At 52.0% G+C, this 23,174-nt stretch carries 21 protein-coding genes; 6 read left to right on the top strand and 15 right to left on the bottom strand.

All coding sequences use genetic code 11. The features are described from left to right. Nucleotides 1–36 precede the first annotated feature (36 nt). From recC to ygdT, 10 genes are all read right to left on the bottom strand, one after another. On the bottom strand, nt 37–3,405 hold the full coding sequence (recC, locus tag HBM92_RS05135) for an exodeoxyribonuclease V subunit gamma (RefSeq protein ID WP_000946903.1): 3,369 nt from the start codon (nt 3,403–3,405) through the stop codon (nt 37–39). Between the two features lie 12 nt (nt 3,406–3,417). Then, nucleotides 3,418–3,741 carry a prepilin-type N-terminal cleavage/methylation domain-containing protein gene (locus HBM92_RS05130; protein ID WP_001276486.1) on the bottom strand — a complete coding sequence of 108 codons (324 nt, stop codon included), beginning with the start codon at nt 3,739–3,741 and terminating at the stop codon, nt 3,418–3,420. After that, nucleotides 3,726–4,133, bottom strand: coding sequence for a DUF2509 family protein (locus HBM92_RS05125; RefSeq protein WP_001078371.1), 408 nt, complete (start codon nt 4,131–4,133; stop codon nt 3,726–3,728). Before HBM92_RS05125 ends, HBM92_RS05130 begins: the two co-directional genes overlap by 16 nt. Further along, the gene (locus tag HBM92_RS05120; protein WP_001144301.1) at nt 4,130–4,693 is read right to left on the bottom strand and encodes a prepilin peptidase-dependent protein; all 564 of its coding nucleotides are present in this window, start codon (nt 4,691–4,693) and stop codon (nt 4,130–4,132) included. The genes HBM92_RS05125 and HBM92_RS05120 overlap by 4 nt, the downstream gene beginning before the upstream one ends. After that, on the bottom strand, nt 4,684–5,154 hold the full coding sequence (locus HBM92_RS05115) for a prepilin peptidase-dependent protein (RefSeq protein ID WP_000857041.1): 471 nt from the start codon (nt 5,152–5,154) through the stop codon (nt 4,684–4,686). The genes HBM92_RS05120 and HBM92_RS05115 overlap by 10 nt, the downstream gene beginning before the upstream one ends. Before the next feature lie 184 nt (nt 5,155–5,338). After that, nucleotides 5,339–6,133 carry a thymidylate synthase gene (gene thyA / locus HBM92_RS05110; RefSeq protein WP_000816232.1) on the bottom strand — a complete coding sequence of 265 codons (795 nt, stop codon included), beginning with the start codon at nt 6,131–6,133 and terminating at the stop codon, nt 5,339–5,341. A 6-nt stretch (nt 6,134–6,139) separates the two neighbouring features. After that, a complete protein-coding gene (gene lgt / locus HBM92_RS05105) occupies nt 6,140–7,015 on the bottom strand; it encodes a prolipoprotein diacylglyceryl transferase (protein ID WP_000204658.1) in 876 nt (291 codons plus the stop codon). Nucleotides 7,016–7,165: 150 nt separating this feature from the next. Then, complete coding sequence (gene ptsP / locus HBM92_RS05100) at nt 7,166–9,412, bottom strand: phosphoenolpyruvate--protein phosphotransferase (protein WP_000957911.1); 2,247 nt, start codon at nt 9,410–9,412, stop codon at nt 7,166–7,168. A gap of 12 nt (nt 9,413–9,424) precedes the next feature. Beyond that, nucleotides 9,425–9,955, bottom strand: coding sequence for an RNA pyrophosphohydrolase (gene rppH / locus HBM92_RS05095; RefSeq protein ID WP_000564489.1), 531 nt, complete (start codon nt 9,953–9,955; stop codon nt 9,425–9,427). Nucleotides 9,956–10,307: 352 nt separating this feature from the next. Next, the gene (gene ygdT / locus HBM92_RS25585; protein WP_000953278.1) at nt 10,308–10,454 is read right to left on the bottom strand and encodes a protein YgdT; all 147 of its coding nucleotides are present in this window, start codon (nt 10,452–10,454) and stop codon (nt 10,308–10,310) included. A gap of 185 nt (nt 10,455–10,639) precedes the next feature. On the opposite strand from ygdT, the gene mutH reads away from it, so the two are divergent. From mutH to HBM92_RS05075, 4 genes are all read left to right on the top strand, one after another. After that, nucleotides 10,640–11,329, top strand: coding sequence for a DNA mismatch repair endonuclease MutH (mutH, locus tag HBM92_RS05090; protein WP_000082183.1), 690 nt, complete (start codon nt 10,640–10,642; stop codon nt 11,327–11,329). A gap of 68 nt (nt 11,330–11,397) precedes the next feature. Beyond that, nucleotides 11,398–12,111: a TerC family protein gene (locus HBM92_RS05085; protein ID WP_000895624.1), complete on the top strand. Its 714-nt coding sequence runs from the start codon at nt 11,398–11,400 to the stop codon at nt 12,109–12,111. A gap of 137 nt (nt 12,112–12,248) precedes the next feature. Continuing rightward, entirely contained in the window at nt 12,249–12,467 is a 219-nt protein-coding gene (ygdR, locus tag HBM92_RS05080; RefSeq protein WP_000758655.1) for a lipoprotein YgdR, read from the top strand. Nucleotides 12,468–12,574: 107 nt separating this feature from the next. Beyond that, nucleotides 12,575–13,615, top strand: coding sequence for an NADP(H)-dependent aldo-keto reductase (locus HBM92_RS05075; protein ID WP_001199299.1), 1,041 nt, complete (start codon nt 12,575–12,577; stop codon nt 13,613–13,615). A gap of 31 nt (nt 13,616–13,646) precedes the next feature. Here HBM92_RS05075 and lplT read toward each other — a convergent pair whose 3' ends face one another. Continuing rightward, on the bottom strand, nt 13,647–14,840 hold the full coding sequence (gene lplT / locus HBM92_RS05070; protein WP_000004599.1) for a lysophospholipid transporter LplT: 1,194 nt from the start codon (nt 14,838–14,840) through the stop codon (nt 13,647–13,649). Further along, a complete protein-coding gene (gene aas, locus HBM92_RS05065) occupies nt 14,833–16,992 on the bottom strand; it encodes a bifunctional acyl-ACP--phospholipid O-acyltransferase/long-chain-fatty-acid--ACP ligase (RefSeq protein WP_000899022.1) in 2,160 nt (719 codons plus the stop codon). The genes lplT and aas overlap by 8 nt, the downstream gene beginning before the upstream one ends. A gap of 585 nt (nt 16,993–17,577) precedes the next feature. Between aas and galR the strand changes: the two genes are divergently transcribed. Then, nucleotides 17,578–18,609: an HTH-type transcriptional regulator GalR gene (galR, locus tag HBM92_RS05060; RefSeq protein ID WP_000201041.1), complete on the top strand. Its 1,032-nt coding sequence runs from the start codon at nt 17,578–17,580 to the stop codon at nt 18,607–18,609. Nucleotides 18,610–18,615: 6 nt separating this feature from the next. Here the strand turns inward: galR and lysA are convergent, their stop codons facing one another. Continuing rightward, entirely contained in the window at nt 18,616–19,878 is a 1,263-nt protein-coding gene (gene lysA, locus HBM92_RS05055; RefSeq protein WP_001120722.1) for a diaminopimelate decarboxylase, read from the bottom strand. A 121-nt stretch (nt 19,879–19,999) separates the two neighbouring features. Between lysA and lysR the strand changes: the two genes are divergently transcribed. Then, nucleotides 20,000–20,935 carry a DNA-binding transcriptional regulator LysR gene (gene lysR, locus HBM92_RS05050; RefSeq protein ID WP_000741812.1) on the top strand — a complete coding sequence of 312 codons (936 nt, stop codon included), beginning with the start codon at nt 20,000–20,002 and terminating at the stop codon, nt 20,933–20,935. On the opposite strand, the gene ygeA is transcribed toward lysR, so the two are convergent. Together ygeA and araE are read right to left on the bottom strand one after the other, a co-directional pair. Then, the gene (ygeA, locus tag HBM92_RS05045) at nt 20,922–21,614 is read right to left on the bottom strand and encodes an amino acid racemase (protein WP_000848654.1); all 693 of its coding nucleotides are present in this window, start codon (nt 21,612–21,614) and stop codon (nt 20,922–20,924) included. The genes lysR and ygeA overlap by 14 nt on opposite strands. 128 nt (nt 21,615–21,742) lie before the next feature. Beyond that, entirely contained in the window at nt 21,743–23,161 is a 1,419-nt protein-coding gene (araE, locus tag HBM92_RS05040; protein ID WP_000256426.1) for an arabinose-proton symporter AraE, read from the bottom strand. Nucleotides 23,162–23,174 lie beyond the last annotated feature (13 nt).

The raw sequence follows: 23,174 nt of genomic DNA, 5'->3' as shown, positions 1-23,174 counted from the left end.
AGTAAGCGGATAGATTGCGCAATTTTTATACAATACTCATGACTGATTAAAGCGAAACAGCGGTAACAGGAAACGTTGCGACTGTTCAACGATAGCCTCCATTGTCTCTGGTGTTAATTGCCGCCAGAGCCGTTGATACCAGATATCATCACCTTCGCCACGCACCATCATGTTGCCTTCGTAAGCCTGAAGGAATTTCGTACGGGCTTTTTGCAACGTGGAATCGTCATCCAGCATGGCATCGTTTTGCGCGTCATAACAGGTTTTTAGCCACGCGCCGCCACTTTCAGGTAACACCAGCAATGGCGCGGACATTCCTTCACGATACCCTTCAATCAGCTGTGAGAGGTAATGTAAAGCCTGTTCGGCTGCAAGCGGCGGAAAACGCCACTCGCCGTCTTTGCGTAGAAAAAGGCGACTTTCACCATTACCACCGCTGGCACAGTAGACAAGGTGTTCCAGCCAAAGTTGCATTCCCTGCGCCACACTTAATAAAGAGGGACGCCAGCGCAACAGGCCATCCGGCTGCACCTGCGGCAACCAGCCAGTTATCTGCACACCGTTGCAGGCGAGATCAATCTCCATACTCTGCCCTGGCTGGCGACAGGCAATGACTCTGTCGGCAAGTTGCTGCATCTCCTGACACTGCGTTTCCCAGAAAATTTCACCAAAGGCACCATACGGCAAATCACCTGCCGCCCGGAATCGGCGGAACAAGCGTTCGGCATCATCCTGCTCAACCAGTACATTTAATAACTGCTGGTTGATTTGATAACGACTAAGCCCTTCAAGAATAAAAGGTTCGGTGTCGGGGATTTCGCTGTCTTCGGTACGGAAGTTCACCTGCAAACGCATCTGGAAAAATGCCCGCACCGGATGTGCCCAGAATCGTTGTAGCGTTTCCAGCGGCACGGTTTCCGGTAAGGTAAATGGCAGCGGCTGAACAAATTCAGAATGTGCTTTACCAGCCTGGCTGGCCGCAGGTAGCCATTCACGAGCATAGCTTTGTCGTTCGCCTGGCTGGTAGTTTTGTGGATCAAACGGCATTCGGGTATGGAGGCAAGTAAGATGCGCTTTTACCCTTGCCTCGCTTTCATCACAGTTGAGCGCTTCATCGCCCGGTAGATAATGGCTTTGCCCGATGTAGTCAATCAGTTCCTGCACCAGTACCGACGGGAAACGTTCACTGTTATCCTGAATGGAACGCCCGATATAGCTGATATAGAGTTTTTGCTGCGCGGAAATTAACGCTTCCAGGAACAGATAGCGGTCGTCATCGCGACGGCTACGGTCGCCACGCTTCGGTTTCTGGCTCATCAGATCAAAGCCCAATGGCGCAAGCTGACGTGGATAAACGCCGTCGTTCATTCCCAGCAGGCAAACCACTTTGAACGGAATTGAACGCATTGGCATCAGAGTACAAATGTTAACCGGTCCGGCGAGAAAACGCTGGCTGATACGTTCTTGATCCAGGCGCAGTGCCAGTTCATCACGCAATAGTGACAGCGGCACCGCGTCGCCATACTGCGCACCTAAACCTTCGGCGATAATCGCCTGCCATTGTTGTTCGATCAGCGTCATCGCCGCTTCGGTTTCCGCATCCGGCAGGAAAAAGGCGTTGAGCATATCGCGACAAACCGGCAACCACTCTTCCAGCGGACGCTCCTGCGCCAGCCCGCGACGCCAGATATTTAGCTGCATTAGCAGTGAAGCCAGATGCCCCACCAGTTCTGCAATTAAGCCGCTCGATTCATCATAAGGTAGAACCGATTGCCACTCGCCCTGCGCGCTCTCCATCGCGTAGCCCAGCAACATGCGCGTCAGGCCAAACCGCCAGGTGTGTTGACCGGTAGCGGGAAGTTCCAGCTCGCGAACGTTGTCGTCATCTATCCCCCAACGAATTCCGGATTCGTTGACCCACTGACGTAAATAACGCAGCCCTTCTTCGGTGATGTCAAACCGCGCTGCCAGCACCGGCACATCCAGTAATGCCAGCACGTCTTCCGACACAAAGCGGCTGTCTGGCAGCGATAACAGGCTGATAAACGCTTCAAGTACAGGATGCGACTGCCGCGCCCGACGGTCGGAAATGGCGTAAGGCAGGTAACGATCCGCAGGTGCGCTACCAAACACAGCCTGAATAAACGGACTGTAGCTGTCGATATCAGCCACCATCACGATGATGTCGCGCGGAGTAAGTGTCGGGTCTTCCTCCAGCATCGCCAGCAGGCGATCGTGTAAAACTTCAACTTCACGCTGCGGGCTATGGCAAACGTGGAAGGTGATACTGCTATCCAGTGGATCAAGCGGGCGTTTGTTATCGCTACGGGAAAACTCTTCGATGTTCACACCAGCAACGGCGCGGTTTTCCAGTTCCAGAATGTCAGACTGAATATTATGCAGCAGGTTATCTGGCGTCACATCGACAAAAGCGTCCAGCTCCTGGCTGCTCTCCAGGTCAGAAAGGAGATAAATGTAGTCGCGCCCAAGCTTGCCCCATGAAGCCAGCAGCGGGTTGCCGACATCCTGTTCACCATCGCTGTTAAAGAGCTGCCCGGCATTTTCGCTGTCGCGAAATAGCGGTAATTCGCGATCTTCAAAACTGTGTCGGCGCTGGCGAGTCAGTAGTTTCGCCAGATAAGCAGGATCTTTAATGTCGCCCCAGTAATAACGGCAGGGGTTGGTAAACAGGAGATGGATTTCAATATGTTTACCCAGCGCCTGTAGCGCCTGGAGATAAACAGGCGGTAACGCGGAAATACCGCATATAAAGACGCGCGAAGGTAACCCCGGCGGGCAGGTCGTCGCGGACTCCAGCGTTTCGATAAAGCGCTGATAGAGATTGGCGCGGTGCCAGCGCGGTTGCCCAAGTTCGTCGGTATATTCCACCAACGCCTTCCACAACGGCGCTTGCCAGGCCTGTGCTTCTCCCAACCCTTCTACCAGATGTCCTGTTTCCCACTGTGCCAGCCAGTCCGGACGATAGACCAGATACTGGTCAAACAGGTCCGCCGCTTTTGAAGAAAGCTGGAACAGTTTTCGCTTGTCACTATCGTCAGTCAGATAATGCCGCAACAGGGTAAAGTCTTCGCGCTCCAACAGTTGCGGCAGCAGAGTCATCAGTTTCCAGCTCATGCTCTGTTTGTTAAAGGCGCTCTCTTTGGGGATCTCCGGTAATACCCGGACGAACATATCCCAGATAAAGCTCGCTGGCAGCGGAAAATCAATGTTTGCCGCAATACCAAACTTTTGCGACAGGGTCATTTGCAGCCACTGTGCCATACCAGTACTTTGCACCAGAATCATCTCTGGTTCGAAAGGATCGTCCAGTCGTTCGCGTTCGACAATAAACTCCATCAACGCTTCCAGCACGTCCAGACGATTGGAATGGTAGACCCTTAACATAGCGGCTCCTGACTACTGACGATTCGGGCAATGCAGGCGGGTCATCTCGCCTTCTCTGCCCCCGGGTGAAACTAGCGTAACGCTGATGCTGACACATCCCGCCTGCGATGTCTGCATTCGGTTGACCTGCCAGTTAGCAGGTGGCGAAATCGCGCGCAGTTGCGTTTGCTGCCAGCCATGCCGCCAGAGCTGTTGGTACTGGTTTCTGCTGGCAAGACTGTTCATTAATGTTCGCTGGAAACCCGATAACGCAGTGACAATCATCACCATCAACACCATCGCCAACATTACCTCCGGCAGACTAAAGCCTTGTTGATTCCTCAGGGAAGCTGACATAACGCCCTCTCTTTCAGCGGACAAAAATCGCTCCAGCCGCGTGGCGAAAAAACAATGTTTCCATCGATGACTTCGCCTGTTCGCCACAACGAAACGCCTTCATAACCAGCAATCAATAAGGCTTCATTATCTGCCAGTAAACGCAGACAAACCCGGGCACCGGTGGCAGCATACAGTAAGCACTGAACTGCGGGCAGCGTCTGCCAGGAGTGCATTTTTCCCCACTCCAGCGCCGACTGAACGATGGCCTGGCGGCGCAATGACTGACTTTCCATGCTCACGCGAGAAGCAAAACTGCGATCCTGCTGACTCATTCCTTGCAATAGCAAGCTACCCAAAATCAGCAGCATCAGGACCAGAGCCAGTGACGAAACACCCTTTTCGCGGTTCACAGGTTGGATCCTGTCACGCTATAGCTGGCATCCACCACGGTTTGCGGATCAGCCTTGCTGGCAGCGTGCATATTAACCGTCAACACCGGCGAGAAGCCGCTGACATCCTGACGTACGACCTGAAAAGTGTCGATAATGATGGCATCCGGATTAGTGACTTTATCCCAGCCCTTACCTTCACAGGATGTCGCACCGCGTAGCGTTTCCAGCACATGCTCCTTCAGACGAAATCCAATCTGGTCGGACTCTTTTACCGGTTCGCGATCCCAGATACCATTACTGTTCGCATCCCACTGCACAATGATACAGTCACCCTGTCCGACAATTTCCAGCCCTTCGCCCGTACAGCTGCCATGGCAATAACCCGCCCTCTGGAGATGCTTCGCGACGGTAAATACCCGCAGCCAGATTTCATCTTCCAGCGCCAGCTTACGGGTGTTCGTTAAACTTTCACGCTGTAACGCAGGCAGAAAGCGTGCAGCCCCCAGCAACAATACGCTACTGATCGCCATAGCAATCAACACTTCCAGCAGAGAAAAACCTTGCTCTTTTACAGGCATCCTTCTGTTTCTCCTTGCTGACAAAGCCGGAGTCTTCCCCACGGCGAAACCACCAGCCACCACTCGCCCGTTGAGTTTTTGAAGCGAATATGCCCGGCCCATGCGGTATTGCGCAGGCCAAAGAAAGCAAGCGAAGGTGTCAGGTCGCTCATTTCGACTTCGGGCCAGCGCGGCACAAAGACCAATGGTGAACTGCCATGACAGGTATTCGCCCCAGCAACGGAACTCACAAGGCACCATAACGTCCCCTCCCTGATAAGACTGATACTGTGGTCGCGGTTATGCCAGTTGGCATCTTCACGTAAATAGAGCAAATAGTCCCGCGCCTGGCTGGCGGTTTGCCAAAGCCGTTGCGACTGCTGCCAGTATTGCCAGCCATAGAGCCCACTTGCGCTTAGCATGACCAGAATCAGCATCGCGACCAGCGTTTCAATCAGCGTATAACCACGTTGTGTTTTCATGCCGGCAGTATGGAGCGAGGAGAAAAAAAGACGAGGGCCAGTTTCTATTTCTTCGGCGCATCTTCCGGACTATTTACGCCGTTGCAGGACGTTGCAAAATTTCGGGAAGGTGTCTCGAAGAATTTAACGGAGGGCAAAAAAAACCGACGCACACTGGCGTCGGCTCTGGCAGGATGTTTCGTAATTAGATAGCCACCGGCGCTTTAATGCCCGGATGTGGATCGTATCCTTCAATCTCAAAGTCTTCGAAACGGTAGTCGAAGATGGATTCGGGTTTACGTTTGATAATCAACTTCGGCAGCGGACGCGGTTCGCGGCTTAATTGCAGATGAGTTTGATCCATATGGTTGCTGTAGAGATGCGTGTCGCCACCGGTCCAGACAAAATCACCCACTTCCAGATCGCACTGCTGCGCCATCATATGCACCAGTAACGCGTAGCTGGCAATGTTGAACGGCAGGCCGAGGAAGACGTCACAGGAGCGCTGATAAAGCTGGCAAGAGAGTTTGCCGTCTGCCACATAGAACTGGAAGAATGCATGGCACGGTGCCAGCGCCATTTTATCCAGTTCGCCTACGTTCCACGCTGAAACAATAATGCGACGGGAATCCGGGTCGTTTTTCAGCTGGTTCAGTACAGTAGTGATCTGGTCAATATGACGACCATCCGGCGTTGGCCAGGCGCGCCACTGTTTACCATACACTGGCCCGAGGTCGCCGTTTTCATCGGCCCATTCGTCCCAGATGGTGACATTGTTTTCGTGTAGATAAGCAATGTTAGTGTCGCCCTGCAGGAACCACAGCAGTTCGTGGATGATGGAACGCAGGTGGCAACGTTTAGTTGTCACCAGCGGGAATCCATCCTGCAGGTTAAAACGCATCTGATGACCAAAAATGGAAAGCGTTCCGGTTCCGGTACGGTCGTTTTTCTGTGTGCCTTCGTCGAGCACTTTTTGCATCAGTTCTAAATACTGTTTCATGGTTCCTCAGGAAACGTGTTGCTGTGGGCTGCGACGATATGCCCAGACCATCATGATCACACCCGCGACAATCATCGGGATGGAAAGAATTTGCCCCATGCTGATGTACTGCACCCAGGCACCAGTAAACTGCGCGTCGGGCTGGCGGAAAAACTCAACAATGATGCGAAACGCGCCGTAACCAATCAGGAACAAGCCTGAGACAGCTCCCATTGGGCGCGGTTTACGAATATACAGGTTGAGGATAATAAACAGCACCACACCTTCCAGCAGCAGCTCGTAAAGCTGTGATGGGTGGCGCGGCAGCACACCGTAAGTGTCGAAAATGGATTGCCACTGCGGGTTGGTTTGCAGCAGCAAAATATCTTCTGTACGGGAGCCAGGGAACAGCATGGCAAACGGGAAGTTCGGGTCAACGCGGCCCCACAATTCACCGTTAATAAAGTTGCCCAGGCGCCCAGCACCAAGACCAAACGGAATGAGTGGGGCAATAAAATCAGAGACCTGGAAGAAGGAACGTTTAGTACGGCGGGCGAAGATAATCATCACCACGATAACGCCAATCAGGCCTCCGTGGAAGGACATGCCGCCGTCCCAGACACGGAAAAGATACAGCGGATCGGCCATAAACTGCGGGAAATTGTAGAACAGAACATAACCAATACGTCCACCGAGGAAGACGCCGAGGAAGCCCGCATAGAGTAAGTTTTCAACTTCATTTTTGGTCCAGCCACTGCCCGGACGATTCGCCCGTCGTGTTGCCAGCCACATTGCAAAAATGAAACCCACCAGATACATCAGGCCGTACCAGTGAAGCGCCACGGGTCCTATTGAGAAAATGACCGGATCAAACTCCGGAAAATGCAGATAGCTACTGGTCATCTGTCACCACAAGTTCTTGTTATTTCGCTGAAAGAGAACAGCGATTGAAATGCGCGCCGCAGGTTTCAGGCGCTCCAAAGGTGCGAATAATAGCACAAGGGGACCTGGCTGGTTGCCGGATACCGTTAAAAGATATGTATATGATCCGCGCTATAACCCCCCGCGAATCAGCCCGCCCATGCCGCGACGCTCCATAAAGGCAGCAACCTGATGGCGAACTTCGGTCGCCAGTTGCGCTTCCAGACTACGCTGCGCAAGATTTTCTGCTTCAGCAAAATCAATGCGCCGCAGCAGGTATTTTACGCGCGCTACAGAACGTCCGTTCATAGACAGATGGCGATACCCAAGCCCAATGAGGATTGCCACGCACATGGGATCGCCCGCCATTTCACCGCACAAACGGAGATCGATTCCATGTATTTCCGCTTCCCGGGCGATCATCGCCAGAGCTCGTAACATTGCAGGATGAAGACTGTCATAAATGTTCGCCACCCGGGTATTGTTGCGATCAACGGCCAGGATGTATTGCGTCAGATCGTTGGTGCCAACAGAGATGAAATCGACCCGCTTTGCCAGATGCGGCAGCATAAATACCATTGACGGCACTTCCAGCATGATGCCGATACGTGGTTTGGGAATTTCGTAACCGATCATCTCCTCGACTTCACGTCCGGCACGTTCAATCAGGCGGCGTGCTTCGTCAACTTCATCGAGGCTTGTGACCATCGGCAACAGAATATTCAGGTTGCCCGTAGCGGCATTAGCACGCAGCATCGCCCGCACCTGGATCAAGAAGATCTCCGGCTGATCGAGCGTAATGCGAATCCCACGCCAACCCAGGCATGGATTCTCTTCGCTGATCGGCATGTAAGGCAGCTGCTTATCTGCTCCGACATCCAGCGTACGCAAGGTGACGGGTTTATCATTGAACATTTGCAGCATCCCCTGATACTGCGCCACCTGTTCTTCTTCCGACGGAAAACCACTTTGCAGCATGAATGGGATTTCAGTGCGATAAAGTCCTATGCCATCAATACGGCTGCCCAGTTTTTCTTCATGTTCCGGGCTTAAACCGGCATTGAGCATAACTTTAATGCGCTCGCCGCTTTTTAACTGGGCGGGTAAATTGACGTCATCTTCCGCCAGACGGCTAAGCTCAATCTCTTCACTAATTAGCCGCTGATATTCTTGCAGCAGTACCGGCTCCGGATCGACCAGCAATTCACCGCGATAACCATCGACGATCAGCGTCCGACGATGCAGTACCGAAGGCTGAATATCCGCGCCCATCACGGTAGGTATCCCCAGCGCACGTACCATGATCGCAGCATGGGAGTTGGCAGCGCCATCGCGCACGACAACACCGACTAAGCGATCCTGGGGCAGCTCAGCAAGCGTTGTCGCTGACAGTTCATCTGCCACCAGAATGAAACGTTCCGGCCAGGCGTTCGGCCCTTGATTAGCGTCATCAAGATGAAACAGCAATCGCTGACCCAGCGCACGTAAATCGCCAGCCCGCTCTTTGAGATAGTTATCGCTTAGCGCGGCAAACTGTTCGGCAAATTTTTCAATGACCGTTTTTACCGCCCACTCTGCCACCGAGCCTTTATCAACCTCGGCAAACAATTCGCGACGCAGCCGGGTATCCGAAAGCAGGTGTGAGTAAAGATCGAAAATAGCCGCCGTTTCTTTTTGTGCACCGGCAGCAAAGCGTTTGCTATAGCGGCGAAACTCGTTAGCCGCCTCTTCCAACGCCCCGGTCAGTCGTTCGCGTTCCAGAGCCGGATCCAGCGTTGATGCCTGATACACCTGTTCCATTAAAGGTAACGTGGCATCCTGCCAGCCTTCGGCAATCGCCACACCAGGTGCTGCCGGTAATGCACGGATTCGCGTCTGGCGATATTGCCCAAACAAGGCAGTCAACTGCGACTGAGAAAGAATAGCTGCCATCTGGGTGGCAAGCGTCACCAGGAAGGATTCTTCACTTTCGTCATACTGGCGCAACTCTCGTTGCTGTACCACCAGTACACCAAGCAACTGGCGACGTTGAATAATTGGTACGCCTAAAAACGCGCGGAAACGTTCTTCTTTTACGGAGGGGATGTATTTGAAGCTGGGGTGCTTTTGCGCATCTGCAAGGTTTATCGGTTCCGCCAGCCTGCCAACCAGGCCGACGATCCCTTCATCAAACGCGAGCGTTACAGTGCGACCGCGTGGTTTTTTCAGTCCCCGGGTCGCCATCAGGTAGTAACAACGTCGATCATGATCGGCCAGGTAGACCGAACAGACCTCGGTATCCATCGCAAGACAGATGTCGGTAACCAGAATATTTAACGCCTCATTCAGGCGTGGTGCGCTGGCTACCTTTTCGACTATTTCGCGCAGGCGAGTGAGCATAATTGGCGTGACTTAACCTCTTTTACGTCGATAAGCAGATGCGTTTTGTGGTTTTGGCGTATTTTCCTGCAGTGACATCACCACACTCGCGAACTCTTTCATTACCCTACGGTAGACATCACGTTTAAATGACACCACCTGTCTGACTGGATACCAGTAACTTACCCATCGCCAGCCGTCAAACTCTGGTGTACTGCTGGTTTGCATATTGATTTCTGCATCGCCGCTCACCAGCTGCAAGAGAAACCATTTTTGTTTTTGGCCGATACAAACCGGCTTCGTGTCCCAACGCACCAAACGTTTCGGTAATTTGTAGCGCAACCAGTTACGCGTTGAAGCAAGGATTCGAACGTCTTTGCGGCTTAATCCTACTTCTTCAAACAATTCACGGTACATCGCCTGCTCTGCGGATTCTCCGGGGTTGATTCCGCCTTGCGGAAATTGCCAGGAGTGCTGACCAAATCGCCGGGCCCACATTACCTGCCCCTGGCGATTACAAATCACGATACCTACGTTTGGGCGGTAGCCATCGTCATCAATCACCGGACTACCTCAAAATAAAGCTTTATATACGAATGATTGTTTCATACTCCAGGAAGACGGTAAACCACTCTCTGCAGGGCATTACACACTAATAACAATTGAATAACTCACAGTTATGTGCAGAGTTATAAACAGAGGAAGGGGTGGATAGCCGTTTTTATTCACCTTTTCTGTGGATAGAGTTGTGAAGAACTACGGAATTACTACGGGAAAACCCGGAGCATTCTGAATAAGACAGATACAGAGATTTTAAAATATTCATTATCAGTCAATGCATTACATGTGATTTGAGTAATAAAAAAGAGTAATTCGTGACCCAGGTCACACCTCTCATTTACGTGTTGGCGAAAGATCAACCAATGCCGTATTTATCCACAGAATGTGCCACTAAGTTAAGCACTGAACCACTAAAAACTGGAGTTTCGTCGCACGTCAAGGCTGTAAATGGAAACAGTAGTGGAGGTTTTTCACAGTTATCCCAGCTTTCTGTGGATAACATGGTGTAAGATCCTGTTTATTTTCAGTGACCAGATTTGGAAAACCCGTTGCAGTGTTGCGCAACTCGTTTACCGGCAACCTAAAAAGCAATATAAATCAGAGAATTGAACAACGCATGTGGAAAAAGTTACACTGCGAATATTCAGCACATAATTGCTGTTTGTTTTTTAACCAAGGTATCATGACATGTCCCAACCTCGCCCACTGCTCTCTCCTCCCGAAACTGAAGAACAATTGTTAGCGCAAGCACAACAACTTTCTGGTTATACATTGGGAGAACTGGCGGCACTTGCCGGGCTGGTTACGCCGGAGAATTTAAAACGCGATAAGGGCTGGATTGGCGTGTTACTGGAGATCTGGCTAGGTGCCAGCGCAGGGAGTAAACCTGAGCAAGATTTTGCTGCTCTGGGCGTGGAACTTAAAACTATCCCTGTGGATAGTCTTGGTCGTCCACTGGAAACAACATTCGTTTGTGTTGCCCCGTTAACGGGCAATAGCGGGGTGACCTGGGAAACCAGCCACGTGCGCCACAAGCTCAAACGCGTGCTGTGGATACCGGTTGAAGGCGAGCGCAGCATCCCGCTGGCAAAGCGTCGCGTAGGATCACCGTTGCTGTGGAGCCCGAATGAAGAGGAAGACCGGCAGCTACGCGAAGACTGGGAAGAATTAATGGATATGATTGTTCTCGGTCAGATTGAGCGGATCACCGCTCGTCACGGGGAATATTTACAGATACGACCGAAAGCAGCGAATGCGAAAGCGCTGACCGAAGCTATTGGTGCCCGGGGCGAACGGATTCTGACGCTGCCGCGCGGATTTTATTTGAAGAAGAATTTCACCAGTGCGCTACTGGCCCGTCATTTTCTGATCCAGTAGCCATCGCTTTGACCTGCTGCTTTCCGGGCATATAATTACCGCTTCATTTTTTTGGCAGGGCTTTTTAGATGTTATTTGCATGGATAACCGATCCTAACGCCTGGCTTGCGCTCGGTACACTGACGCTGCTGGAGATCGTTCTTGGGATCGACAATATTATTTTCCTTTCTCTGGTGGTGGCAAAGCTTCCCACAGCACAACGTGCTCATGCGCGCCGTCTGGGGTTGGCGGGAGCCATGGTTATGCGTCTGGCGCTGCTGGCATCCATCGCCTGGGTTACGCGCCTGACGAATCCGCTTTTTACAATATTCAGTCAGGAAATTTCCGCCCGTGATTTGATCCTGCTTCTGGGTGGCTTGTTCCTTATCTGGAAAGCCAGCAAGGAAATCCACGAATCCATCGAAGGTGAAGAAGAAGGGCTGAAAACACGCGTTTCATCATTCCTCGGCGCTATCGTGCAGATTATGCTGCTGGATATTATCTTCAGCCTCGACTCGGTGATTACCGCTGTGGGTCTGTCAGATCACCTGTTTATTATGATGGCTGCCGTGGTGATTGCCGTAGGCGTGATGATGTTCGCCGCGCGCTCGATTGGTGATTTTGTCGAGCGCCATCCTTCGGTAAAAATGCTGGCGCTCTCTTTCCTGATTCTGGTGGGCTTTACCCTGATTCTGGAAAGTTTCGACATCCACGTACCGAAAGGTTACATCTACTTCGCGATGTTCTTCTCTATTGCGGTTGAAAGCCTCAACCTGATTCGCAACAAAAAGAATCCGCTCTGATACTCCGTACGCTCTCCTGCGGGAGGGCGTACTCACTCCTGTTACCCTCACAGTTTAAGATTTTCCTGCTTTCAAGATATATAACGTCGGTTTATAAACAGACTATTATCATAGGTGGGCCAAATGAGGATAACCGGATGAAAAAATGGGCAGTAATAATTTCTGCAGTCGGACTGGCGTTTGCTGTTTCCGGGTGTTCCAGTGATTACGTCATGGCGACCAAAGATGGCCGTATGATTTTGACCGATGGAAAACCTGAAATTGATGATGATACCGGGCTGGTGAGTTATCACGATCAGCAAGGTAACGCGATGCAAATTAACCGTGATGATGTTTCGCAAATTATTGAACGTTAACAAATAAGGTCAGCATCCGGCTGGCCTTAAGATTTTTCTCTTTCCCTTTTCCCTTCCCTCTGCCATTTTTATATTCCTTATGTCGTGATTATAAAAAGGAAACGGCTATGCAATATCACCGTATACCCCACAGTTCGCTGGAAGTCAGCACGCTGGGGCTTGGCACGATGACGTTTGGTGAACAGAACAGCGAAGCCGACGCCCACGCACAACTCGACTATGCCGTCGCTCAGGGCATTAACCTTATCGACGTTGCCGAAATGTACCCAGTACCTCCGCGCCCCGAAACTCAAGGGCTAACCGAAACCTACGTCGGCAACTGGCTGGCGAAACATGGCAGCCGCGAAAAGTTAATTATCGCCTCCAAAGTGAGCGGACCGTCGCGCAATAATGACAAAGGCATCCGCCCGGATCAGGCGCTGGATCGGAAGAATATCCGCGAAGCGCTGCATGACAGCCTCAAGCGTCTGCAGACTGATTACCTCGATCTCTATCAGGTGCACTGGCCGCAGCGCCCAACCAACTGCTTCGGCAAACTCGGTTATAGCTGGACAGATTCTGCGCCTGCGGTTTCGCTGCTGGATACGCTGGACGCACTGGCAGAGTACCAACGCGCGGGAAAAATTCGTTATATCGGCGTGTCGAACGAAACTGCATTTGGCGTAATGCGCTACCTGCATCTGGCGGACAAACACGATCTGCCGCGTATTGTCACCATTCAGAACCCCTACAGCCTGTTAAACCGCAGTTTTGAAGTAGGTCTGGCAGAAGTCAGCCAGTATGAAGGGGTCGAACTGCTGGCCTATTCGTGCCTGGGTTTCGGCACACTGACCGGGAAATATCTCAATGGTGCAAAACCCGCTGGCGCACGTAATACGCTCTTTAGTCGGTTCACCCGCTATAGCGGTGAGCAAACGCAAAAAGCCGTCGCGGCGTATGTTGATATCGCCAGACGTCATGGCCTGGACCCTGCTCAGATGGCGCTCGCATTTGTACGCCGTCAACCGTTTGTTGCCAGCACTCTGCTGGGCGCAACCACGATGGAGCAGCTGAAAACTAACGTCGAAAGTTTGCATCTGGAGTTGAGCGAAGACGTATTAGCTGAAATTGAAGCGGTGCATCAGGTTTATACGTATCCTGCACCATAAGATTAACGCCGGTTAAAACCGGCGTTAAATATTAATGACGGCGCTGCCAGATCCACAGCGCCGTTATTGCCAGCGCAAACAGCGCACCGAAGCCAATGCCAATGGGCACGACCGGGATGCCTACCATTACCGCCAGCGAGTAAATGCCCAGCATCAACAACATGGCGCTGTTTTCGCCAAGGTTTTGTACTGCAATCGCATTCCCCGCCCCGACGCTTTTTTTACCCCGCTCCTGTAGCAACGCATTGAGCGGAACGACAAAAAAGCCCCCCAGCACGCCAATCAGCATCAACAAAGCATAGGCTGGCAGCAGCTCGTGTTGCAGGGAGAAAATCAGTACCACCACGCCAATCAAAATCCCGGCTGGCATACAGCGTGACACGGTTTCCAGCGTAACCAGCTTCGCTGCCGCACCTGCGCCAACCACGATACCAATCGCTACCATCGCGTTGAGATAGGTCGGCGTAGCGTTATCGGTAATACCCAGCGCCACCGGTACCCACAGCACCAACAGGAAACGCAGCGTGACACCTGCTCCCCAGAATAAACTGGTGCCCACCAGCGAAAAACGCGTTTCACCATTGCGCCATAGCGAGGTGCAGGCATTCAGGAAACTGCGGGTCATGCTGATGAGATTCCAGGACTGCCCCGGACGCGCCGCCGCCAGTTTGGGAATGTAGATATTGGCAACGACCGCGCCACCGTAGGCCAGTGCGCATGCGGCCAGGGCAACCAGAATATGCCAGTCAGCCAGAACACCACCAGCTACGGAACCGAGCAAAATCGCCGCTATGGTAGACGCTTCCATTAAACCGTTAGCTTTTACTAACTTACTACCCGTGGTTAATTCGCCGAGAATACCGTATTTCGCCGGTGAATAGGCTGCAGCACCAACACCCACCAACGTATAGCCGAGAAACGGATTGATACCAAAGCAGATACTGGCTGCGCCCAGTAGCTTCAGGCCGTTGGCAAACATCATCACCCGGCCTTTGGCGAAGCTATCCGCCACCTGCCCGACAAACGGCGCAAAAAGAATGTAAGCACCTACAAACACCATTTGCAGGATGGGCTGGCTCCACTCCGGATAGAACTGCGCTTTCAGTAACGCCAGAGTGGCAAACAGCAGCGCATTATCGCCAAACGCAGAGAGAAACTGCGCCACGATAACCGCTTTCATCCCCTTCGACCACAACGAAGTGTTAGTGTGCACTGACTCACTCATCGTGTTGTTCCGCTTCGTCTACCCAGCTTTTCAACGTGACAAAGTCAGGTTTGCCGCTGCCAAGTAATGGCATCTGTTTCAGATAGCGAATATCGCGCGGTACAGCAAGCTCCGGCACGCCGTGCTCGCGGGCATACTGTTGTAACTTATCGCGCGTCAGTTCGTTATCTGTGGTGAAAAGCACCAGTGCCTCGCCTTTGCTGGCATCGCTCTTAATCGCAGTGGCATGGACTTTATCTGGCGAAACACCAAGTGCCAGTTGTTCCACCATTTCCAGCGACACCATTTCGCCTGCAATTTTGGCAAAGCGTTTTGCGCGGCCCTGAATCTGCACAAAGCCCTGCTCATCAAAACGCACGATATCGCCAGTGTCATACCAGCCGCGCTCCATTTCGCCGCGAACATTCTCGGCGGTGGGCACTTCCAGTACACCAGGCTTCTCCACCCGCAGATAGCCGTTCATTATGTTCGGCCCTTTCAGTTGCAGGCGTCCGCCCTCTTCGATACCAGGAACTGACAACAGGCGCGCGTCCATACCTGGTAGAATACGCCCTACCGTACCGGGTTTCGCCGCCATCGGTACGTTGATAGAAACGACAGGCGCGCACTCGGTCACACCGTAGCCTTCAAGGATGCGCAGGCCAAATTTATCCTGCCAAAGCTGTTTGGTACTTTCTTGTAGTTTTTCTGCGCCTGCCACCACATAGCGTAGACGATAGAAGTCATACGGGTTGGCGAAACGCGCGTAGTGACCGAGGAAAGTCGAGGTACCGAACAACACGGTGCAACTGCGGTCATACACCAACTCCGGCACAATGCGGTAATGCAGCGGGCTTGGATAAAGGAACACTTCTGCACCTGTGAGCAGTGGCGTAAACAGGCCTACCGTCAGCCCAAAGGAGTGAAACAGCGGTAACGCCGACATAAAGCGATCGTTGGTGGTGAAGTCGGCAATCGTTTTAATCTGCTCGACGTTCGCCAGAATGCTTTTATGGCTATGGACGACGCCTTTCGGATGGCCTTCAGAACCGGAGGTAAAGAGGATCAGCGCCTCTTCTTCCGGCTGCTGTTTTAACTGTGCCAGACGCGGCATCAGCAAATGAGCGAAAATCCACACTTTGTCGGCAGTGGTGACATCTGCTTTTAAATCTTCCAGATAGACCCAGCGTACCTGAGTAAGTTGCTCCGGCAGATGCCAGAGTTTGCCTTTATCGAGAAACTGACGGGAAGTGAAAATGGTTTTGATTTCAGCCGCCGTAATAGCACTGGTCAACCCTTTTACCCCGGCGGTGTAGTTCATCATTGCGGGAATGCGGCGACGGGCGATGGCCCCAAAAATCACTGCAGCACTGATGCCTGCATTGGGCAGCATTAAGCCGATGCGTTCGCCTTCAACACTGTATTTTTCAAGGATGCGTCCAACAAACAGCGTTTTCGTAAGCAATTTGCGATAGGAGTCTGGGGTAAAGTTGACGTCTTCGACACATTTCTTCCCGGCTCCGAAGCGGTACATTGCACTCAGTAAAGATTCGTACAGCGTTTCACGCGGGCGCACCGCCATACGCGCTTCCATCATTATTTGATGCAGCATTTCGCCAGCGATTTTGCGACGGTCACGGGCACGCGGCGCATCCGGCATCTCCACCTGCGTTGGTGGCAAAATATGCAGAGTAATTTGCGGGAACAAGCGACGTTTAACCAGACCTTTCAGGCGGCTGAAGTGCGTAAGTTCCGCCCCTTCAATACGCACAGGAATAACCGTTGCACCAGACTTCGCCGCGACAAATCCCGCGCCATCGTAGATTTTCATCAGCGAGCCAGTGGTGGTGATGCGTCCTTCAGGGAAAATCACCACTGGTCGGCCCTGTTCCACCAGACGTACCAGATGTTTAATCGCCATAGGTTGCGTCGGGTCGAGAGGAACAAAGTCGATAAATGATTTCAGCCAACGCATATACCACTGTTGGCTTATTGAGGTGTAAACGGCAAATACCGGACGTACGGGTAAAAACAATGCCAGCAGTATGCCATCAATAAAAGAGACGTGATTAGGCGTAATTAGAACGCGCTCGCCCTTCAGTGCCTTGGTGTCACCCGTAACGCGAACGCGATACAAAACACGGCACAAATTTCGAAAAAAGCTAAAAAGCATTCCAACTCCCTTTGCTCTGATTCAGTAAAAGCGAATGGAGGGAGATTACACGAGATAAAGAACGCGAGCGACAGTAAATTAGGTGCGAAAAAAAACCTGCGCATCCGCGCAGGTTGGTGCAAGAGACAGGGTACGAAGAGCGTACCGAATAATCTCACCAATCAATACCTCTGGGATCTTGATTGTGGTCTGCACGACGACTCTTCGCCAGCGAGAAAACGCAAAGGAATGAAGGGAAATGCAACGAGGTGTGTAAATTGTCGGTTACTGTTACAGATTGATGACCGGCAAAAAAAAACCTGCGCATCTGCGCAGGCTGGTGTAATTCATGTGCTCAACCCGAAGTTGACTTCACCTATCAATACCTCTGGGATCACCACTTTAGCAACCTGAAGCCAAACGCCACCAGCGGTCAATCGCAACAGCGTTTCGCAAAGTGTAACCAAAGGTTTGCAATCTCTTTTTTTGTCTTACTTATTTGCGTTTGGCTCACATTCCCACGATGAAAACATGTCACCCCTTGAACCAACGGGCGTTTTCCGTAACACTGAAAGAATGTAAGCGTTTACCCACTAAGGTATTTTCATGGCGACCATAAAGGATGTAGCCCGACTGGCAGGCGTTTCAGTCGCCACCGTTTCCCGCGTCATTAATAATTCACCCAAAGCCAGCGAAGCTTCCCGGCTTGCTGTGCATAGTGCAATGGAGTCTCTTAGCTATCACCCGAACGCCAACGCCCGTGCGCTGGCGCAGCAGACCACTGAAACGATCGGTCTGGTCGTTGGTGATGTTTCCGATCCGTTTTTCGGCGCAATGGTGAAAGCGGTCGAACAGGTGGCTTATCACACTGGTAATTTTTTATTGATTGGCAACGGTTACCACAACGAACAAAAAGAGCGTCAGGCCATTGAGCAACTGATCCGCCATCGCTGTGCTGCGCTGGTTGTCCATGCCAAAATGATCCCGGATGCCGATTTAGCCTCATTAATGAAACAAATGCCCGGTATGGTGCTGATCAACCGTATCCTGCCTGGCTTTGAAAACCGTTGTATTGCTCTGGACGATCGTTACGGTGCCTGGCTGGCAACGCGTCATTTAATTCAGCAAGGTCATACCCGCATTGGTTATCTGTGCTCTAACCACTCTATTTCTGACGCCGAAGATCGTCTGCAAGGGTATTACGATGCCCTTGCTGAAAGTGGTATTCCGGCCAATGACCGGCTGGTGACATTTGGCGAACCAGACGAAAGCGGCGGCGAACAGGCAATGACCGAGCTTTTGGGACGAGGCAGAAATTTCACTGCGGTAGCCTGTTATAACGATTCAATGGCGGCGGGCGCGATGGGCGTGCTCAATGATAATGGTATTGATGTACCGGGTGAGATTTCGTTAATTGGCTTTGATGATGTGCTGGTGTCACGCTATGTGCGTCCGCGCCTGACCACCGTGCGTTACCCAATCGTGACGATGGCGACGCAGGCTGCCGAACTGGCTTTGGCGCTGGCGGATAATCGCCCTCTCCCGGAAATCACTAATGTCTTTAGTCCGACGCTGGTACGTCGCCATTCAGTGTCAACTCCGTCGCTGGAGGCAAGTCATCATGCAACCAGCGACTAACCGCAGTTAAAGCAATTCCAGCGCCAGTAATTCTTCAATGGTCTGGCGACGGCGAATCAACCGCGCCTGACCATTATCAAACAGAACTTCTGGTAACAGCGGACGGCTGTTGTAGTTGGATGACATTGATGCGCCATATGCCCCTGTATCATGCAGTACCAGATAATCACCCGCCTTCACTTCCGGCAAGGCGCGGGTTTCGACATTTCCCCCTTCCTGCTGGGTAAAGACATCGCCCGATTCACATAACGGCCCGGCGACGACGGTTTCCACCGTTGGCGCGTGTTCCAGAGAACGACCCTCAGCTGCCAGGGCACTGATATGGTGGTAACTACCGTACATTGCCGGGCGCATCAGATCGTTGAACCCGGCATCAACCAGCACAAAGTGGCGGCTACCCATTTGTTTGACGCTCCGCACTTGAGTAATTAATACGCCAGCCTGCGCTACCAGAAAGCGACCCGGTTCAATTTCCAGTTTCACAGGATGGCCCAAATGGCGGGCGATTTGCTCACGCGCGGCATTCCACAGACCATAATAATGTTCGGTATCAACCGCCTCTTCACCCTGTTGATAAGGAATAGAAAGCCCACCGCCCGCAGAAATAGCCTGTAAATCCTGACCGAACTCGAGGACCTGACGCACCATAGCACCACATACCTGTTCCAGATGGGCATAATCGACGCCAGAACCAATGTGCATGTGAATGCCGACCAGCTGTAGATGATGACGTTGTATCACGTCCAGTGCGGCGGGCAGATCGGTGTACCAGATACCGTGCTTGCTGTTTTCGCCACCGGTATTGGTTTTTTGGCTATGCCCGTGACCAAACCCCGGATTAACACGCAGCCATACCCGATGCCCTGGAGAAACCTGACCCAGTTGGTCGAGCATATCAACAGAACCCGCATTCACCGGAATTTGCAATTCACTGACGCGTTCAAGCGTCGCCTGATCGATAACATCTGCCGTAAAAACAATATCATCGGGGTGCGTTTGCGGATTGTAACCCGCCGCCAGTGCACGCTCTATTTCGCCTAACGAGACGGAATCCACTTTTACGCCCTGCTCACGCATTAAGCGCAAAATATGAATATTGGAACAGGCTTTCTGTGCAAAGCGCACCACATCAAACTGTTTCAGCGCTGCAATCTGCCGACGAATAATTTGCGCATCGTAGACCCACACCGGGCAGCCAAATTCTGCGGGCAAACGCAGCAGATTTTCGGCGGTGAGATCGGTATCAGTGCTGAACAGTGAATGTGGCATAACAAACTCCAGATAAGTGCTTTTTTATGATTACGCCACATCATAAAAAGAATAAAAAATATCGATTTATGTCGAGTCTATGCAAAAATGATATGGATTACCGGATTGCGAGAGAGCGCTAATGGCCGCAGTTAACTTACGTCATATTGAAATTTTTCATGCGGTAATGACCGCCGGAAGCCTGACTGAGGCGGCACACCTGCTACACACCTCACAGCCAACCGTCAGCCGCGAACTGGCGCGCTTTGAGAAGGTGATCGGGCTGAAATTGTTTGAGCGCATACGTGGACGATTACATCCTACCGTGCAAGGACTGCGTCTGTTTGAAGAAGTGCAACGATCCTGGTACGGACTGGATCGCATTGTCAGTGCCGCAGAAAGTCTGCGCGAGTTTCGCCAGGGAGAACTGTCTATTGCCTGCCTGCCGGTCTTTTCGCAATCTTTTTTACCGCAGCTCCTGCAACCCTTTCTGGCACGTTATCCCGATGTCAGCTTAAATATCGTGCCCCAGGAATCACCGCTACTTGAAGAGTGGCTCTCGGCCCAGCGTCATGATTTAGGACTCACTGAAACGCTCCATACGCCTGCGGGAACAGAACGTACCGAATTACTCTCTTTAGATGAAGTGTGTGTGTTACCTCCGGGCCATCCGCTGGCGGTAAAAAAGGTATTAACGCCGGATGATTTTCACAGTGAGAACTACATCAGCCTTTCCCGTACTGACAGCTATCGCCAGTTGCTGGATCAATTGTTTACTGAGAATCAGGTTAAACGACGCATGATCGTAGAAACCCACAGCGCCGCGTCAGTCTGCGCAATGGTACGGGCGGGGGTAGGCGTTTCGGTGGTTAACCCGCTCACCGCACTGGATTATGCGGCAAGCGGTTTAGTGGTGCGGCGGTTCAGCATTGCGGTTCCATTCACCGTCAGCCTGATCCGCCCCCTGCACCGCCCGTCATCAGCGCTGGTGCAGGCGTTTAGTGAGCATTTACAAGCGGGATTACCGAAACTGGTCACTTCTCTTGACGCTATTTTGTCGTCAGCTACGACAGCATAAAAGCGACAGCATCCTCGGCATGGATCGCCGCGGTATCAAACACAGGCAGAACACTGCGCTCTTCTGGCACCAGTAAACCAATTTCTGTGCAGCCAAAAATGACGCCCTGTGCGCCCTGTTCTGCAAGGCGAGCAATCACTTGCGCATAATAAGCGCGTGACGCTTCGGTAAATTGCCCCAGACACAGTTCTTCAAAAATAATCTGATTAATTTTCGCCCGTTCATCCGCTTCAGGAATAAGACAGTTGATGGAAAATTGTTCCGTCAGCCGCCCGCGATAAAAATCCTGTTCCATGGTGTAACGTGTACCCAGCAGCGCCACACGAGTCATTCCTGCCCCGGTAATTGCACGTCCAGTGGCATCCGCTATGTGTAAGAAAGGCAGAGAGCAACGAGACTCAATGGCATCCGCCACTTTATGCATCGTATTGGTGCATAACACAATACCTTCTGCGCCCGCCCGCTGTAAGCCAAGCGCCGCCTCAGCCAGAATATCCCCGGTTTTGTCCCACTCACCGCGACGCTGGCACTCTTCTATTTCATGAAAATCGACGCTATGTAGCAGCACTTGCGCAGAGTGAAGCCCACCAAGCCGCTGTTTAATGCCTTCATTTATCAGACGATAGTAAGGAATAGTGGATTCCCAGCTCATTCCTCCCAGCAAACCAATTGTTTTCATTCCTCTCTCCTGATGTGTGTTACCGCAACAAGGCTGAATAAGGAACGAGACAAACGCCTCAACGGCCAGGTGCCCAATCTCTATTAACGAAAAAAGGGCCGGATGTACAGCACATCCGGCCCGTGAAATCAGACGCCGATATTTCTCAACTTTTCGCCTGCCATCAGTTTGCGCTCGATATGTTCCAGCGTGACATTTTTGGTTTCCGGAATGAGCCAGAAAGTGATGCCCACAAACGCAATGTTCAGCGCAGTGTAGAGCCAGAACGTACCGGCAGCGCCAATGCTATCAAGCAGTGTCAGGAAGGTCGCGCCGATAATCATATTCGACACCCAGTTTGTCGTCGTTGAGCAGGTGATGCCAAAATCGCGGCATTTCAGCGGCTGAATTTCAGAGCACAAGATCCACACCACTGGCGCGGCGCTCATCGCATAACCGGCAATACACATCATCGTCATGCCAACAGAGAGCCAGGACAAGCCACTGGAAGCCGTACCGTTATCAAACTGCATCAGGCAGTAACCCAGCACCAGAGTGCCTAACGCCATCACGCTGAAACCAATTTTCAGAGCCGGCTTACGCCCTGCTTTATCTACCGTAAAGACCGCAATGAAGGTAGCGAACATAAAGGTCAGCCCCACGACCAGAGTCGCAATCATCTGTTGTTCTGTGGTCGTAAAGCCCGCCATTTTGAAGATACGTGGCGCGTAGTACATGATGATGTTCATACCGGTAAACTGCTGCATCGCCTGCAACAACATACCGAGAAATACAGCACGACGGACGTTACGGTTGATCTTAAACAGTGCCCAACCGCCCTGTTTTAACTTCAGGCTTTCACGAATTTCGTTGAGTTCTTCTCGCGCTTTTTCCGACGTATCGCGCAGCATACGCAACACTTCTTCCGCCTCAATATGACGCCCCTTTTCCGCCAGCCAGCGCGGGCTATTTGGCAGGAAGACCACCAGAATAATCAGCAGGACTGCTGGTAAAGCAAGAACCCCCAACATTGCGCGCCAGTTACCGCTATAACTGAACGCTGTATCGGATAAAAACGCCAGCACGATGCCGAGTGTGACCATCAACTGGTACATGCTGATCATCTTACCGCGAACGTTTTCACTTGCCATTTCAGAAAGATATAGAGGAGCGGTGTAAGACGCGATCCCAACAGCAATGCCCAACACCACACGAGCGGCGATTAACATCTCTACGCTGGTCGCAAAAGCGGACCCTATCGAACCGAGTACAAACAGGATGGCCCCCGCCATCAGGCTGTATTTACGCCCCAGGCGGAACGACAGCCACCCATTAAACAGCGCACCAATTGCTGCGCCGAGCATCATGCTACTGACCACCCATTCCTGCAAACGGCTGGTCAGCACAAAGTGATCGGTAATGAACGGCAACGCTCCGGCGATTACGCCGATATCAAGACCAAATAACAATCCTGCGACCGCAGCAGCTACCGAAACAAACATATTCATACGCCGCGTATCCCGCAGAGGACGTGGCGTTAAAGCAGATTCCGTATTGATAGTAACCATTTTTTCCTGCCAG

This window comes from Escherichia sp. E.sYA108 (assembly GCF_011754335.1).
GTDB classification, from domain to species: domain Bacteria; phylum Pseudomonadota; class Gammaproteobacteria; order Enterobacterales; family Enterobacteriaceae; genus Escherichia; species Escherichia coli.
The sequence above is the reverse complement of the archived record's forward strand: the minus strand, read 5'-3'. Positions and strand labels throughout refer to the sequence as shown.

Bases quoted from the DNA above. Each gene is read 5' to 3' on its own strand.
- recC (WP_000946903.1), bottom strand. From the start codon at position 3,405: ATGTTAAGGGTCTACCATTCCAATCGTCTGGACGTGCTGGAAGCGTTG.
- mutH (WP_000082183.1), top strand. From the start codon at position 10,640: ATGTCCCAACCTCGCCCACTGCTCTCTCCTCCCGAAACTGAAGAACAA.
- ygdR (WP_000758655.1), top strand. From the start codon at position 12,249: ATGAAAAAATGGGCAGTAATAATTTCTGCAGTCGGACTGGCGTTTGCT.
- HBM92_RS05115 (WP_000857041.1), bottom strand. From the start codon at position 5,154: ATGAAAACACAACGTGGTTATACGCTGATTGAAACGCTGGTCGCGATG.
- ygdT (WP_000953278.1), bottom strand. From the start codon at position 10,454: ATGTTATCCACAGAAAGCTGGGATAACTGTGAAAAACCTCCACTACTG.
- lgt (WP_000204658.1), bottom strand. From the start codon at position 7,015: ATGACCAGTAGCTATCTGCATTTTCCGGAGTTTGATCCGGTCATTTTC.
- HBM92_RS05130 (WP_001276486.1), bottom strand. From the start codon at position 3,741: ATGTCAGCTTCCCTGAGGAATCAACAAGGCTTTAGTCTGCCGGAGGTA.
- lysR (WP_000741812.1), top strand. From the start codon at position 20,000: ATGGCCGCAGTTAACTTACGTCATATTGAAATTTTTCATGCGGTAATG.
- ptsP (WP_000957911.1), bottom strand. From the start codon at position 9,412: ATGCTCACTCGCCTGCGCGAAATAGTCGAAAAGGTAGCCAGCGCACCA.
- lplT (WP_000004599.1), bottom strand. From the start codon at position 14,840: ATGAGTGAGTCAGTGCACACTAACACTTCGTTGTGGTCGAAGGGGATG.
- galR (WP_000201041.1), top strand. From the start codon at position 17,578: ATGGCGACCATAAAGGATGTAGCCCGACTGGCAGGCGTTTCAGTCGCC.
- ygeA (WP_000848654.1), bottom strand. From the start codon at position 21,614: ATGAAAACAATTGGTTTGCTGGGAGGAATGAGCTGGGAATCCACTATT.
- HBM92_RS05120 (WP_001144301.1), bottom strand. From the start codon at position 4,693: ATGCCTGTAAAAGAGCAAGGTTTTTCTCTGCTGGAAGTGTTGATTGCT.
- aas (WP_000899022.1), bottom strand. From the start codon at position 16,992: ATGCTTTTTAGCTTTTTTCGAAATTTGTGCCGTGTTTTGTATCGCGTT.
- HBM92_RS05085 (WP_000895624.1), top strand. From the start codon at position 11,398: ATGTTATTTGCATGGATAACCGATCCTAACGCCTGGCTTGCGCTCGGT.
- araE (WP_000256426.1), bottom strand. From the start codon at position 23,161: ATGGTTACTATCAATACGGAATCTGCTTTAACGCCACGTCCTCTGCGG.
- lysA (WP_001120722.1), bottom strand. From the start codon at position 19,878: ATGCCACATTCACTGTTCAGCACTGATACCGATCTCACCGCCGAAAAT.
- thyA (WP_000816232.1), bottom strand. From the start codon at position 6,133: ATGAAACAGTATTTAGAACTGATGCAAAAAGTGCTCGACGAAGGCACA.
- HBM92_RS05075 (WP_001199299.1), top strand. From the start codon at position 12,575: ATGCAATATCACCGTATACCCCACAGTTCGCTGGAAGTCAGCACGCTG.